This window comes from Nostoc sp. XA010 (assembly GCF_020829625.1).
Lineage (GTDB): Bacteria > Cyanobacteriota > Cyanobacteriia > Cyanobacteriales > Nostocaceae > Nostoc.
The window spans coordinates 25,993-41,286 of sequence record NZ_JAIVFX010000011.1 but is presented as its reverse complement, the minus strand read 5'-3'; the positions used below and the strand labels follow the sequence as shown (position 1 = coordinate 41,286).

Here is a 15,294-nt window from a genome sequence, read left to right as displayed (position 1 = left end):
CCTAACTCCTAACTCTTGTACAGACGCAATTAATCGCGTCTCTGCTTTTTACAACGCACAACTCAACCCGTCGGCTTTTTGGCTAAAGCGGTGATTTTCCCGATAATCTACGGGACAATCTATCACGGCGGGTACATCTTGAGCGAGGGCTTCTTTGAGTACTGGAATCAAATCTAAAGCCGATTCAACTCGGTAGCCTTTCAAACCCATACTTTCGGCATATTTGACAAAATCAGGATTACTGAAATGTACAAAAGATGAGTTTCCTTTGCCAAAGTGATTTTCTTGCTTCCACTCAATTAAGCCATAGCCACCATCATTGAAAATTATGGTGACAAAGGGTGTACCAACACGCAAGGCTGTTTCTAATTCTTGAGAATTCATCATAAAGCCGCCATCGCCTGTTACAGCCACGACTTTGCGGTTGGGATAAACGAGTTTTGCTGCTAAAGCGCCAGGAATGGCAATACCCATAGCCGCGAAGCCATTAGAAATAATGCAAGTATTGGGGCTATGGCAATGATAATGACGCGCCATCCACATCTTATGTGCGCCAACATCTGAGATAACGATATCATCTGGGCCCATCACTTGCCGTAAGTCATAAATTAACTTTTGTGGCTTAATCGGAAATCCATCATCATGGGCGTACTGTTCGTAATCAGCCCGAATCTCTGATCTTAAGCTAATGGCAAAAGGATCGGGTTTACCTTGTCGGTCTGCTAATTTTAAAATTTCATAAAGGGAATCTGAAATATCTCCCACGACTTCGGCGTTAGGAATATAACTACTATCAATTTCCGCCGGACTTACCCCAATATGCACAATGGGAATTTCACCGTTACGATTCCATTTCTTGGGGGAAAACTCAATCAAATCATAGCCGATCGCAATTACTAAATCTGTGTTATCAAAGCCACAAGTAATATAATCTCTTTGCTGTAATCCCACTGACCACAAAGCTAATTGATGTGTATAAGGAATAACGCCCTTACCCATAAAGGTATTGGCAACAGGTATATTCAGCAAGGTTGCAAATTGCGTTACTGAATCACTTGCCTGAGCGCGAATTGCCCCATTTCCTACTAAAATTAATGGGTTAACTGCTTGGGAAATTGCGGCGGCGGCTGCCCGAATGCTAGCAAAAGATGCGTATGTCTTTTCGCTATTATCCTTACGCAAAGGTTTGCCTTCGACGGGCATAGCAGCAATATTTTCTGGCAAATCTATGTGAACTGCACCGGGTTTTTCAGATTGCGATCGCTTAAAGGCTTTCCGCACTACTTCTGGTGTAATACTCGGTCGCACAATCTGCTTATTCCACTTGGTAACAGGCGCAAACATTGCCACCAAATCTAAATATTGATGGGATTCAATATGCATTCTATCTGTTCCCACTTGACCGGTAATCGCCACTAAGGGCGCACCATCGAGGTTAGCATCTGCTACCCCAGTCATCAAATTGGTTGCCCCAGGCCCAAGAGTAGAAAGACACACTCCGGCTTTTCCTGTCAGGCGCCCGTAGACATCGGCCATGAATGCTGCACCCTGTTCATGACGAGTCGTAATAAATTTAATCGAAGAATGTTTTAACGCTTCTAAAACGTGCAGGTTTTCTTCGCCGGGGAGTCCAAAAATATATTGCACTCCTTCATTTTCTAGGCACTGCACCAATAATTCTGCTGTATTCATTTTATTTCCTAACTATTTATTTTGTCATTTGTCCTACCCTGCGGGAAGCCGCAGAAGCGTCTACGTCATTAGTCATTTGTCATTTTTTTGGCTAATGACCAATGACCAATGACTAATGACTAATCATTTAACCCACACGGTTTTAAGATTGACAAACTCATGTATACCCTGAATACTCAATTCTCTGCCATATCCAGAACGCTTGATGCCACCAAAGGGCAACCTGGGATCAGATTTGACCATACTGTTGATAAATACGGCACCTGCTTCGATTTCCTCAACCAGGCGATCGCTCTCTTGGTTGTTGGTTGTCCAAGCACTTGCACCTAAGCCAAAGGGGCTATCATTAGCGAGTTTAATGGCAGCATCGATATCTGGAACCCTGAATAACAAAGCTACCGGGCCAAAGAATTCTTCTTTGGCAATTGATGCTTCAGGCGGGATACCTATGATAATCGTTGGTGGATAAAAGTTTCCAGGACGATCTGATAAAGGATGTCCACCGGTGAGGACTTTACCACCACTGCTAATGGCATTTTGCACTTGTTGATCTAAATCCTGGAGAATACCAGGAGTAGCCAGTGGGCCTAAATCGGTATCTGGTTGCATGGGATCGCCAACTTTGAGCGCCTCAAATTTTTCTAAAAGTAATTTTTCAAATTTGTCTGCGATCGCTTCTGCAACAATAAAACGTTTCGCTGCAATACATGATTGCCCGTTATTCAACATCCGCGCTGTAGTAGCTGTGACAACTGCTGTCTCTAAGTCAGCACTTTCTAACACAATAAACGGGTCACTTCCTCCTAATTCCAAAACTGTTTTTTTGATTTGTTTCCCGGCGGCGACGGCGAGGGATGCACCTGCTGGTTCGCTTCCTGTCAATGTGGCAGCTTTTACGCGGTCATCAGCCATTAAATCGGCAACTTTCGCAGCGCCTATTAATAGAGTTTGAAACGCACCTTCAGGAAAACCTGCTCGTTGGATAATATCTTCAATTGCCAAGGCGCACTGCGGCACATTGGAAGCATGTTTGAGTAAGCCGACATTTCCCGCCATTAGCGCTGGTGCAGCAAAGCGGAACACTTGCCAGAAGGGGAAGTTCCACGGCATCACCGCGAGAATTGCACCCATTGGATGATAGCGAACAAAACTATGGCTGGCATCCGTTTTTACCGAAACATCAGCCAAAAAACCAGGGGCATGTTCGGCATAGTAGCGACAAACGACGGCACATTTTTCTACTTCTGCGATCGCAGCTTTAAATGGCTTACCCATTTCTAGAGTCATCAACTTCGCAAATTCTGCTTTGTCTTGCTCTAAAATATCAGCAGCCTTTTGCAGCCAATGCGATCGCTCAGAAAAACTAGTCTGACGATACTTTTCAAAAGTCTGATTAGCCAAATCGAGTTTAGCGGCAATTTCTGCATCATTGAGTGGCTCAAAGGTTTTGAGCGTCTCCCCAGTGGCGGGATTAATGGTGGCGATCGCCATTACCTGACCTCCCGTTAAAAAATAGCTTGAAGTTGGCTTCCTAATGTTATACATATAAATTGAGGAAGCTACTATCCAAATTCTAGTCTTTTAGCTAAGAATTAGCTGGACAATATTACAATTTTGCAATTTTTTTGAATTAAAGTATACCAATCAACAAGTATTAATGTTGATGAATTAAAGACAATTAAAGTTGTTATAATTTGCAAAATTGAGGAATCAAGCTATGACTCAAGTCTTACGCAAAGTAGTTACATTCGATGAATTCGTTGCTAAATATCCAGATAACACTCTTAAACGTTACGAACTATATGATGGAGTAGTAGTAGAAATGCCCCAACCCATAGGCGACCATGAAGAAGTGATTGGATTTTTAGCTACACAAATTACTTTAGAATATAGTCGCTTAAATCTTCGTTATTTCATCCCCAAAACAGTATTCGTCAAACCAGTTGAAAACGAATCTGCTTATTCCCCAGATGTCCTGATACTAAATCAGCCTAATTTAGTTAATGAACCTCGGTGGAAAAAAGAATCAACTGTTACTCAAGCAGCATCAATTCCTTTAGTAATTGAGGTGGTAAGTACAAACTGGCGTGATGATTATCTGAAAAAATACGCTGATTATGAAGAAATGGGAATTCCTGAATATTGGATTGTAGATTATGGTGCATTGGGTGGTAGAGAATTTATTGGCAAACCCAAACAACCTACTATTTTGGTTTGTTCTTTAGAAGAAGAAGAGTATCGCGTTAGTAAATTTCGAGGAGATGACCGGATCGAGTCATCAATTTTTCCAGAGTTGAATTTGACAGCAGAGCAAATTTTTAGTGCTGGCACAGTCAGGTAATTCGTAATTCGTTCCTCAAACTAAAGATTAATAAATGGAGTAATAATTGTTGGCATTGGCTGCAATTTTGTCTGATAAACCTTAACTAATCGCTCAATACCTTTGAAACGATAATCTCCCATTTCCTCAAAGTCTGAAGGCAGTGCAAGCATTTTATGAGTGGCTTCACTAATCACGCATTCACTAGGGGGACAAACTGCTTCCATACGAGCAGCAAGATTGATCGTCGCGCCTAATGCGGTATAATCCACCCTTTGAGAACTACCAACATCTCCCACAACAGCCTTACCGCTATTAATCGCAATACGTAATTGAAGCGGTTCGTGCCAAAAACCGTTGGCATTAAGATGTTCGAGACGAGTGAGCATTCCCTTGGCAGCATTAACAGCGCGATTGGCGTGATCTGATTGCGGTTCTGGAGCGCCAAAAAATGCCATAATACAATCGCCAATATACTTATCTAAAGTGCCACCCCAAGTAAACACTTCTTTTAGCATTTCTTCAAATAAATTATTTAATAATTGAGCGATCGCAGTTGGTGTTAACTGTTCAGAAATTGCCGTAAAGCCAACCAAATCTGCAAACAAAATACTGATTTCGCTCTCGGTGGGAGCTAAACGACCACCCGGTAATGCACCTAAAGATATCAACTGCTGTACGACTGCGGGAGAATGATAGCGTTCTAGTCGGTGACGAATCATTTCTTCAGTTTTGAGTTTCTCTACGAGTAGCCAACGCTGGACGCTAGAAGCCACAAGGTTTGCTAAAGCTGAAAAAAAGCTGAGTTCTTCTTCGCCTTCATTTGCCCAATGGTAAGAAGAAAGATTGGCATCGGCATACAATACGCCTACAACTTTATTCTCATCCCATAAAGGCACTGCCATCGCGCTGCGAATGCCTTTGACCAAAATACTCTGTTCACTAGCAAACCGTTCATCCTGCTGGGTATCGGCTGTTTGAATAACAACTTTTTCGTCAAATACCTTTTGACAGATACTACGACTAATCCAACTTCCATCAGAGGGGAGATGTTTTTGTTGGGAAATATTTCTAGTAGCAGCATTGACTAATTCTAATTGACCGCAACCATTAACATCAATTAATAATGCCAAACGCTCGATACTATCAAGGTAACGAAAAACCACTTGCTGCACCTGAGAAAAAATCTCTTCTATCGACGCTGCTGCACAGAGATTTTTGGCTATGTCCACTAAGTCTTTGAGACGGGCAATAGTTTTGTCTTTATTATTGATGTTGCCATCTTTGCTATCAGCTGCGATCCATTGCTGTTGTAATTGTTCAACACTGTGAAGAATTGTTCTTTGCTCATTAATGTCCGAAATTCCAGGATACCCAGGTGTCGGTTGGGAAACAGGGCTTGTGAGCAGCACTACCAGGCTAACATTGCCCAGCCAAATGATATCGCCGTGATGTAGCTCTTGGGGAAAGTTAACAAGATATTTATTTACTTGCGTCCCGTTTTTGCTGCCCAGATCCTCAATAGTCCACACACCGTCAGCTGTTTTCGCCAAGCGGGCATGGTTGCGAGATACTCCAGCAAAAGGTAAGTACAGGCTACATTCCGGCAAACGGCCAATTGTGAATATATCTTGATCAACTGCGATCGTTGTCTCGGTATCTCCCTCTTGTAGGCGTAGCGTGAGTTCAGTCATGAGTGTGATCCATCAAAGCTAGAGGTGCAAGCAACTCTAAGGTAAGTTATACACTACAGGTTAACCTTCACCTTTTCTTTATGACACTGTTAACTGATTCCGACAAATGCATGTGACAGATGTTACATTGAAGGAGGTAACTTTGCTGGAGATTCAGTTTAGAGTGGGTTTGAATCTCGTTGTGAAGGGAAACCAGCAAATTTTCAATTTTTTGGGCTAGTACGGTAAGTTCAAACTGCGGCTGTTTACCCTGCGAAGATCCCCCCCCAACCCCCGATAAATTACGAGGCTAATTTCCTCCTTTACTCCCTTTTTAAAGAAGTCGCCACAGGCGGGGGGATCTTCTTATCCAAACCGCACCGCCTCACCTGCTGCCTTTCTTAATAAAACCCTCAATCGGAGCGTATATCTGCCATTAGTGTCAACTTAAGCCCAAACCCAACTATATGTAGTTTTCATAATATCTTGATGATTTTTTCATAATTTTTTGATCATAATTATCTACTAGTAAATAATATTAAAGCAGCGTTGAGATCGCCTGTAATTCAAAAGTAGCTTTAAGCATGTATTATTGGTAATTAATAATTCATCCTTAGCACGGAAAAGTAAGAAAGTACCTGAGTTACTTACTCTCAAAAATCATTGATGTATTGAAACTAACTTTATTGTTAGTCGTAATAATAACATAAATTTTTATGAATCAACGCCCGAGTTTTTCTCAAGTATTTAATTTAGTGATTGTGATTGGCAGCATTTTATTAGTACTATTAGCTACACTTTATCCATTTAATTTTTTCATCCCAGACAGTTTTTCCCTGCCAGAGTTTTTTGCCAATTTTAACAATGCTAGTAATTTTCAAGACCAGGTAAATAATTTTTTGCTATTTATGCCTTTAGGGTTTGGCTTCACTAGACTCTTGCAGAAAAGAAGAATAAAAACAGGAGTGCAAGTTTTCATAGTTACTTTGGTGAGTGCTGGCTTATCGTTTACAGTTGAAGTATTGCAAATATTTCTACCTTCAAGAATGCCTACTCCATCGGATATTATTAACAATAGTATTGGTGGATTTATTGGTTTAATTTGCTTTTATCTATGGAATAGTCAAAGCTTTAAAAATACTGTTGCACAAATAGAAAACAGTAGAGCTAGCCGCTCAATTAAACAGATAGTAGTATTTTTTATTGGATATATACTTTTGACATTCTTGATTTCGCTGTTGTGGCAAAATACGATAAATTTGAGTAATTGGGATGCAAATTATCCCCTACTGATTGGTAACGAACAGACGAGGGATAGACCTTGGCAAGGATATATGTCTGAAATTTATATTGCTGATCGAGCCATCTCAAGAAATGAGGTAGCACAAGGATTAGCTGATTCCAGTTACTTTAATAATCTTGGTAATTCACTAATAGCTAATTATCAATTTAAAGGAAAATGTTGCTATAAAGAACAGACTGGACAATTGCCAGAACTATTGTGGCAAGGACAGCCTTTAGATGCACAGGAAGGTAAAGGTGTTTTTTTGAGTTCTAGTCATTGGCTACAAACAGCTACTCCTGTCACAACTCTCAGCAAAAGAATTAGTAAAACATCTGAATTTACACTCAGCACTACCCTGGCTACTACTAACTTAGAGCAGTTTGGCCCTGCCCGCGTTATTTCGATTTCCGGCACTTCCCTACGTCGCAATTTGACACTAGGACAGCAGGGAAATGGCTTAGATTTTCGATTACGAACGCCGATAACTGGAGAAAATGGAGCAGATTTAAGACTGAATATACCTAATATTTTTACAGACACTAAACCTCACCATATAATCATCACTTATTCCAGAGCAACTATTCAAGTATATGTAGATAACTTACAGAATTTTTACTCTTTGAATTTATTGGAATTAATACCTAAAAATCAGAGAATTTTTTACTATGCACTAAGTTTTATTCCTCTAGGGTTTGGCTTAACGATATTAACTCTACTAGCAAAAAGAAGATTGATCCTTTCTAATTTATTGATTTATGGGGGAATATTAATACCTTCTCTAATATTGGAAGGTATTTTAGTAAGTGAGAGCGGGAAAAGCCTTAGCCTAAAAACCCTGTTACTCGGTATGTTATTTACAGGAGGAACTATGTTAATTTTGAGAGTGCGGGCTGCTCAATTAAAAATCAGAAGTTAGAAGTTTTTCCTTTTCTGTCACTCTTATTTAATTAGGCGGTAATTCTAAACTCATTTCACCTAACGAACCTTTGCGAAAATCTGTTAAAAGTTGCCTTGCAGCTCGCTCTATATCACCTTTGTAACGATGCTCCGCCAAGGCGTGCAAATAGGTGTCTCCGGTGTCTGATGTCGAATCGAGTTGGTAACGGGACTGTAATGGTTTCTTTGGTAATAAATCTGCGGCTACAGCTTCTAAATAGTTGAGTAAATCCACTAGAGCCGCTGCTACTAGCTGGTTATCATAAGATGCTTCACCGATATCATCACAAATGGCTAATTTCAATGCTGCATCTTGGTCTTCTAATCTTAAAGGGATGACACCAGGAGCATCTAGCAATTCCAAATGTTCGGAAATTCGCACCCAGCGCAGTTGGCGCGTCACCCCAGGACGGGCTGCACTTTCTACAACTCGCCGTCCTAACAGGCGGTTAATCAAAGCTGATTTACCGACATTGGGAAAACCAATCACCACAGCCCGCACTGGACGGGGTAACATTCCGCGATCGCTTCTTCTTTTATTAAGTTCTACTCCAGCAGCTTGTGCTGCCCGCGCCACTTCTGCTATACCTTTACCATGTTGAGCATTGGTAAAATAAGGGACTTCTCCTTGACGTTTAAACCAATCTATCCACAGCGATCGCATTTGCGGCGTAATCATATCTACTCGGTTAAGTATCAACACCCGTGTCTTACCCTCCACCCACTCACCTATTTGCGGATGATGAGTTGCTAAGGGAATCCGCGCGTCTCGTACCTCAAACACCACATCTACGCGCTTCAGCTGTTCTTTGAGCTTCCTTTCAGCTTTCGCAATGTGACCTGGATACCATTGAATCAGGTTTAATCTATAGTTTTGAGTTATAGCCATAATCAATTACCAAATAAATTATTATCACTTATTAATTATCATTCACTGGGGCTTGATGTAAAATTATCCGATTACCATCAGGATCATAGGCATAAATTTCTCTGCCGTGAGAAGCAATGGAAATGTCTCCTGGTGGGGGATAGCCCAAAGTTGTTAGGTGAGCGATCGCATCTTCTAAGTTACTCACCTCTAAGCACAGACTTATCTTACTTTTGGCAATCGCTTCAAATTCTGATTCGTTTGTGTTCTTTGGTTTAAAAATACCTAAACGCATACCAACCAAATTAAACTCAGCATAGACATTCGTAATCAAAATAACTGGCTTTTGCTCCAAAATTTTAGTATAAAAAATAACTAGAGTCTCGCAATTAACCGATGCTATGGTGACAAATGCGTTAGTATATCGTAAAACCATATTTGCATATCGCCCCTTGAACTTTTGTCCAACTTACAGAAATTTTATTTTACAGATATTTTCAGGTAGATAAAACACAGGTTTAATAAAGCAATATTAGTGTATATATTGTTATTTTAACAGTTATTAAAAATATCTTTTAGCTCTTGCTATAACAAGATCAACTCAGGAAAACAGTATGGATTACCCCTTTGAGAATCTAGAACCAGAAAGCTTTCAACAATTTTGCCAAGCCCTACTTACGAAAGAGTTTCCTAATGTCCAATGTTTTCCAGTTGCACAACCTGATGGTGGCAGAGATGCACTAAGTCCTCTTAATGAGGATGATGAGCACGGTTTCATAATGTACCAAGTTAAGTTCGTAAGGCAACCTTTAGCAGAAGCCGACCCTCACAAATGGTTGGTAGATACTCTCAAGGGCGAAGCGGCAAAACTTAAAAAGCAAATCCCAAAGGGAGCAAAACAATATATTTTACTTACGAATATTAAAGGAACTGCACATCCTGATTCTGGCTCAATTGATAAAGCTAATCAATTACTAAATAGCCAACTTGGTGTTTCATCAAAATGTTGGTGGCGTGATGATTTAAGCCGACGTTTAGATAATGCCTGGGATCTCAAGTGGGTATATCCTGCACTGATGACAGGTCAAGATTTAATTAGGTCTGTAATTGAGTCTGGACTATCAGAAAATAAGGAAAGAAGAGCTTCTGCAATTCGAGCTTATGTTACACATCAATTTGATATAGATCAAAAAGTCAAATTTAAGCAGGTTGAGCTTGATAACAGGCTTCTTGATTTATTTATAGATATACCAATTGTACCACCGAATAGCGCACTTACGAGAAAACGACTCTACCTTTATAATTTTACGCATCGGTCTATTGCTCGTGATATTTTTCATCGTCGTCGAGCTAGTCAAAAAGGTTTTTCTTCCGAAGATTTATCCTCCACATTTGACACACTTCTTGAGGTTAATGGGGGTAGAGATGAGCAATTGGGAGCAGCAGCGATGCTGCTTCACCCACTGATGCAAAAACATATTTCTTGTGTAGTACTGGAAGGTGCCCCGGGACAGGGAAAATCAACTATAACCCAGTACGTTTGTCAAGTGCATAGGATGCAAATTCTTGGTAAAGAGAAGATAGAACAACTGATTCCAGATCAGTACAGAGAATATGAAGCTTTTGAAAAATTACCAGGGGAGCATAAGTTTTCATCTGTCCGTTTACCATTTAGAGTTGATCTTCGAGATTTAGCTTCTTGGCTAGCAAAACAAAATCCCTTCTCTGCCGATAAATATAATGAACCACACCCCAAATGGAATAAATCTTTAGAGTCTTTTCTTGCTGCTCAGATAGAAAATGATTCTGGTGGTTTTGAGTTTGATGTGGCGGATTTACACGCTGTAGCAAAGCTAAGTTCCATTCTTCTTGTTTTTGATGGACTCGATGAAGTTGCTGATATAGAGACAAGAAGGGAAGTTGTCAAAGAGATTATTACCGGGGTTAAGCGTATTGGAGGAAATGCAGCATCTCTACAAGTTATAGTAACCAGTCGTCCAGCTGCATTTGCGGATTCACCGGGTTTCCCAGAGGATATGTTTCCTTACTACCATTTAGGCTCAGTTACTCGTCCACTAATTGATGACTATGCAAAAAAGTGGATGAAGGCTAGAAAGCTAGATCAACAACAAATCAAGGATGTCAAAAAAGTTATTCAGGAAAAGTTAGACCTGCCTCACCTGCGGGATCTTGCTAGAAATGCAATGCAGTTAACTATATTATTTAGCCTAATACTTAGAAAAACTGCATCTTTGCCTGATAAACGTACTGCTCTTTACGACAGTTACATAGAGCTTTATTTCGATAGGGAGGCAGAAAAAAACTCGGTAGTCAGAAATAATCGAGAATTATTAATTGATATCAATAGGTACTTAGCATGGATACTTCACGTAGAAGCTGAAGAAAAAAATGGTAGTGGTCGTATCACGCAGGAACGGCTTCATAATTTATTAGCTGATTATCTTACCAATGAAGGATATCCAGAGTCCTTGGTGGAAGATTTATTGGTTTGCATGGTTGAGCGTGTAGGTGCTTTAGTATCTCGTGTTGAAGGTACTTATGAGTTTGAGGTTCAACCTCTTCGGGAATATTTTGCAGCAAAACATCTGTACGTTACAGCTCCACCATCACCACCAGGAAACGAAAAACCTGGGACAAAACCTGATCGATTTGATGCAATCGCACGTGATTTTTACTGGCTAAATGTTACAAGGTTCTATGCTGGATGCTATAGCAAAGGAGAACTTGCAGATTTAATTGATCGTATCGAAGAACTTATTACAGAGGATGGATATTCGCTTATTAGCTATCCAAGGCTATTGGCTGCTATGTTACTGTCTGACTGGGTTTTTAATCAACACCCTAAGTCTGTCCGTAAAGTTATAGAACTTATTTTAGACGGTATTGGGTTACGGTACTTATTAACCTCTAACAGTCGCAGGCTTGGTTCAGGTAATCCACTGGTACTTCCAAAAGATTGTGGTCAAGATGAACTTATTACCCGTTGCCTTGCAATTTTAGGGAATGCTCCTCCTAAAGACTATGCCTTGGATGTAATTGATTTAATTAAAGCAAATGCATCTTCTGAGGATGTTGATAAATTATGGCTTGGAGCTGTTCTTGCTCAAAAAAATGGTGATCGCACGCGCTGGCTTGAATATGGATTGTACTTTGGTAGTATATCACGGCTATCCGTAAGCGAACTAAGTACAATACTCTCGGATGAGATTAGCAACCCACTACGCATTGAAATTCTTTTTAAGGCGCGGCGATATGATTATTTTGGAATCACAGAAGAGCATTTCAACGTTGCCTTTAAATCGATTCTCAGCGGAGATTTTAACACTGATGTTCAACCGCGTCCAAAATATATTTTAGAACTTCTGAGTTATGCTCTGGATGCAAAGCGATATGCCATAGCTTTCACTGTTTACTATTATCCATTATCATTGTCGCATATATGGCAAGAGGAGAGGATGATTTATTCTAATACTAGAATAGTACGTATTCCTTCTCTCGATAGACAAACAATTAAAGATCCAACAAATTTTCCTGTATTGGATAAGTTCTATGATTTTTTAAATACTGTAGAAAATGAATCACAAAATACTGTAGCTGAATGGGCAACTGAAATAACGCATTGGGATAATTTAGTTGAAAAGGCTCGTTCATTATTTGGTGAACAGTGGGTATTTTTGCATATTGCTAATATTGCTAGTGGGATTAAGTCTAAAAGTGAAACTTGTAAAGGCTTTACTGACCTTTTTGACCACTCTGTCTCGTTGTGTAGAAGGGCACGTTATGCAAGATTGAGAGCTGGTACAATATCCTATTGGCAAAAGCTATTTGAACAAACAGATAATGTAATTGACAAAATGTTTGCTGTTTTACTTTTAATAACTTGGGGTAGTCAGAAAACATTAGAACAACTTGCTATAACAATTGACGTTTTGGTTGAAAACTTATCTATCGATAATTGGCAACGTTTATATAAATCCGTAGAAGAATCTGTATCAGTAACACAGCAATCGAGTGCCCGTTTAATTATATTTAATGTTAAGTCGTTGCCAGATAATTTAAAGGCAAGAACCTTAACTATTCTAAGTATTCGCTCAAATAATCCCAAAGATTTATATTCAAAATATCTAAATGAATACAATGGAACTGACCTTCAAGTGCTGCAATATTGGCAAAGTGTAGCGATTCAATTACTTGGAAACGAACAAATTAGCTGGCAATCCGCTCTGAACATCATATCAAAAAGTTATTTGAAAGGCGTTGTGTCTGAACGTTATGCTTATCAAAAATTTATTCGCATAGTATCAACCGATTCTCTACCTGATGATATTGCACAGAAAATCGCCAGAGAACCAGAGCATTATCCAGGATTTTTAGTTGCTGCTGCTGAGGCTAAGTGTAGAAATATTGTTGCATCAAAAGTAGTTAAAGTAGGAGAAATTGCACGCAAGGATAATTGGTTTTAGTAGAATTAGCTCGTTGAATAGCTTTAGCTGCTATATAGCAGAGTGACTATAACCACACCCTGATTTTTATTATATTAAAGGGAGCTTGATTTTAGCTCTAATATTAAACACTGATTAGCCCTCTTCTGTCACTCTCGGAAAACAATAATTTAAGCCAGGCTATGGAACTTTGATTTAACAAAGGTTCGAGGCTTTATTTTCTAATATAAATTAAAACCTACAGCCAAAAAGTAAAGCTGCTAAAGGCTTTCACTGATTGGATTTTCCCACTTTCACAAAAGCGCCCTAGGAAAGCGATCACATTCCCAATGGATATAAAGAAACATTTCTGTTTATTAGAAGAGGGTTAGTTATCCTCTAAAAAAAGAGTTCTGCGATAATGTTAGATATGGCAGGCAGGATGTCGTAGTGACACACAATTTATCAACACGGACATCAATACTTCAATGCAGACAAATAATTTGGCAATCGACAGGTAACGAGCGCGGAGGGATTTGAACCCCCGACCCACAGAACCGGAATCTGTTGCTCTATCCACTGAGCTACGCGCCCTTAGTCTTACACATTATAGCACGTCTGTGATAAAATTTGCAGCCTAAAGAAACTTGGTTTTTTGGGTTCAAAGATAATTAGCTGGGTCTACCGGTGTACCATTGCGGCGGACTTCAAAGTGGAGGTGGGGGCCAGTTGAGAAACCTGTGGAACCGACAGCAGCGATCGCTTGTCCGCGTTCGACTGCTTGTCCTTCGGAAACATACAACTCGCTGGTATGTCCGTAGAGTGTAGTCATACCATTGCCGTGGTTGATAATTGCTGCTCTGCCATAACCACCATACCACCCAGCAAAAATTACTCTGCCCGAATCGGCTGCCCGAATTTTACTACCATAGCTAGCGGCAAAATCCAACCCGGCATGAAAGCGACGATAGCCAAGGATTGGGTGCATTCGCCAGCCGAAGGGACTGCTAGTAGAAGCATCGCTAGGATATGCCATTACACCAGTTCCCCGAATAATCACACTGGTGCGACTGTTGGTTTTTGCTTGCGCTTCCTCTGTTGCTCTAGCTTCTGCTACCTTTTGTTGAATTAAGACTTCCAGATTTTTGGATTCCCTCTCTAGCTGGTTTTGCGCCGCTTCCAATGCTAGGCGATCGCTATTAAGACGTTGAATCAATTCCGATTGTGACTCCGCCTGGTTTTGATAATCGGATTTTTGTGCTAACAATTGCTCACGAATCAAGGCAATTTCGTTTTTTTGCTGTTCTACGTCCGTTTTTTGTTTATTTATCAGGAGTGCTTGTTGGTTGAGTTTTACCAAAATTTGTTCGTCTGCCTGATAGACTAACTTCAACTGATGACGACGGCTGAAAAAGTCGCTGATATTTTCACTTTCGAGCAAAACTGCCCATCCAACAGATGCAGGCGATCGCTGGAGATAACGCAATCGTGCTACTGTTGCTATTTGCCGCTCCTCATAAGAACGTTGCGCTACTGCTAAATCAGTTTCCAACTGCTGGAGGCGTTGGGTAGCGAGTTGTAATCGTGATTCGCTCTCTTGAATGTAGTTATCTGTAGTTTGTAGATTTTGTTTTAAACCAGTGAGGTGTTTTTGGGCCTCTTGTTGGAGATTTGTTAAGCGATCGCGATCGTTAACCACACTCTGACGCTGCTGGTTCATTTGTTGCTGCTGTTGTCGCAAATTATCAATAGAACCTGTGGAGGTTGCGTGGACTGGAATTAATGCCAAACAAATCCACATAATGCAGCAAAATGCAATAGATAAATAGCCAAAAATCTGCTTTTTTCTTATAAATCGCGCTCTCATAGCGTGAAGCCCAACCAAAACGATGCTTTCAAACACTATGAGGATTATTCCCAAAATCTGATTCACCCACTCCAACGCATGATTAAATTGTCTGCCAAGTTGTAACACAAAGATTCCCGCGATGTCAGCATTAAGCAGGTAGTTCATTTGTATGAAATCTGCTAAAGTTTCAGTTACCCCAAAACTGATAACTCAGCACTGGCTTCAGGCC

General features: G+C 40.3%; 9 protein-coding genes and 1 tRNA gene. 3 read left to right on the top strand and 7 right to left on the bottom strand.

The genetic code is table 11. The annotated features are described in order from the left end of the window. Positions 1–48: 48 nt before the first annotated feature. Together LC608_RS17560 and LC608_RS17555 are read right to left on the bottom strand one after the other, a co-directional pair. Positions 49–1,692: an acetolactate synthase large subunit gene (locus LC608_RS17560; protein ID WP_229554747.1), complete on the bottom strand. Its 1,644-nt coding sequence runs from the start codon at positions 1,690–1,692 to the stop codon at positions 49–51. A gap of 123 nt (positions 1,693–1,815) precedes the next feature. Further along, entirely contained in the window at positions 1,816–3,183 is a 1,368-nt protein-coding gene (locus tag LC608_RS17555) for an NAD-dependent succinate-semialdehyde dehydrogenase (RefSeq protein WP_229554901.1), read from the bottom strand. A 226-nt stretch (positions 3,184–3,409) separates the two neighbouring features. On the opposite strand from LC608_RS17555, the gene LC608_RS17550 reads away from it, so the two are divergent. Continuing rightward, positions 3,410–4,033 carry a Uma2 family endonuclease gene (locus tag LC608_RS17550; RefSeq protein WP_229554746.1) on the top strand — a complete coding sequence of 208 codons (624 nt, stop codon included), beginning with the start codon at positions 3,410–3,412 and terminating at the stop codon, positions 4,031–4,033. Positions 4,034–4,053: 20 nt separating this feature from the next. On the opposite strand, the gene LC608_RS17545 is transcribed toward LC608_RS17550, so the two are convergent. Beyond that, positions 4,054–5,706 (bottom strand): adenylate/guanylate cyclase domain-containing protein, encoded by a 1,653-nt coding sequence (locus LC608_RS17545; RefSeq protein ID WP_229554745.1) that lies wholly within the window; start codon positions 5,704–5,706, stop codon positions 4,054–4,056. Positions 5,707–6,401: 695 nt separating this feature from the next. On the opposite strand from LC608_RS17545, the gene LC608_RS17540 reads away from it, so the two are divergent. Beyond that, complete coding sequence (locus tag LC608_RS17540) at positions 6,402–7,886, top strand: VanZ family protein (protein ID WP_229554744.1); 1,485 nt, start codon at positions 6,402–6,404, stop codon at positions 7,884–7,886. A 27-nt stretch (positions 7,887–7,913) separates the two neighbouring features. On the opposite strand, the gene ylqF is transcribed toward LC608_RS17540, so the two are convergent. Both ylqF and LC608_RS17530 read right to left on the bottom strand, forming a co-directional pair. Further along, positions 7,914–8,795, bottom strand: coding sequence for a ribosome biogenesis GTPase YlqF (gene ylqF, locus LC608_RS17535; protein WP_229473036.1), 882 nt, complete (start codon positions 8,793–8,795; stop codon positions 7,914–7,916). A 31-nt stretch (positions 8,796–8,826) separates the two neighbouring features. After that, positions 8,827–9,210, bottom strand: coding sequence for a VOC family protein (locus LC608_RS17530; protein WP_229554743.1), 384 nt, complete (start codon positions 9,208–9,210; stop codon positions 8,827–8,829). A gap of 178 nt (positions 9,211–9,388) precedes the next feature. Between LC608_RS17530 and LC608_RS17525 the strand changes: the two genes are divergently transcribed. Next, the gene (locus LC608_RS17525) at positions 9,389–13,258 is read left to right on the top strand and encodes an NACHT domain-containing NTPase (RefSeq protein WP_229554742.1); all 3,870 of its coding nucleotides are present in this window, start codon (positions 9,389–9,391) and stop codon (positions 13,256–13,258) included. A 479-nt stretch (positions 13,259–13,737) separates the two neighbouring features. On the opposite strand, the gene LC608_RS17520 is transcribed toward LC608_RS17525, so the two are convergent. Together LC608_RS17520 and LC608_RS17515 are read right to left on the bottom strand one after the other, a co-directional pair. Continuing rightward, positions 13,738–13,810, bottom strand: a tRNA-Arg gene (locus tag LC608_RS17520). Positions 13,811–13,877: 67 nt separating this feature from the next. Beyond that, positions 13,878–15,083: a murein hydrolase activator EnvC gene (locus tag LC608_RS17515; protein WP_229554900.1), complete on the bottom strand. Its 1,206-nt coding sequence runs from the start codon at positions 15,081–15,083 to the stop codon at positions 13,878–13,880. Positions 15,084–15,294: the final 211 nt, after the last annotated feature.

What these genes read in the sequence shown, in the direction of transcription:
- LC608_RS17560 (WP_229554747.1), bottom strand. Translation starts at nt 1,692, where the DNA reads ATGAATACAGCAGAATTATTGGTGCAGTGCCTAGAAAATGAAGGAGTG.
- LC608_RS17555 (WP_229554901.1), bottom strand. Translation starts at nt 3,183, where the DNA reads ATGGCGATCGCCACCATTAATCCCGCCACTGGGGAGACGCTCAAAACC.
- LC608_RS17550 (WP_229554746.1), top strand. Translation starts at nt 3,410, where the DNA reads ATGACTCAAGTCTTACGCAAAGTAGTTACATTCGATGAATTCGTTGCT.
- LC608_RS17545 (WP_229554745.1), bottom strand. Translation starts at nt 5,706, where the DNA reads ATGACTGAACTCACGCTACGCCTACAAGAGGGAGATACCGAGACAACG.
- LC608_RS17540 (WP_229554744.1), top strand. Translation starts at nt 6,402, where the DNA reads ATGAATCAACGCCCGAGTTTTTCTCAAGTATTTAATTTAGTGATTGTG.
- ylqF (WP_229473036.1), bottom strand. Translation starts at nt 8,795, where the DNA reads ATGGCTATAACTCAAAACTATAGATTAAACCTGATTCAATGGTATCCA.
- LC608_RS17530 (WP_229554743.1), bottom strand. Translation starts at nt 9,210, where the DNA reads ATGGTTTTACGATATACTAACGCATTTGTCACCATAGCATCGGTTAAT.
- LC608_RS17525 (WP_229554742.1), top strand. Translation starts at nt 9,389, where the DNA reads ATGGATTACCCCTTTGAGAATCTAGAACCAGAAAGCTTTCAACAATTT.
- LC608_RS17515 (WP_229554900.1), bottom strand. Translation starts at nt 15,083, where the DNA reads ATGAGAGCGCGATTTATAAGAAAAAAGCAGATTTTTGGCTATTTATCT.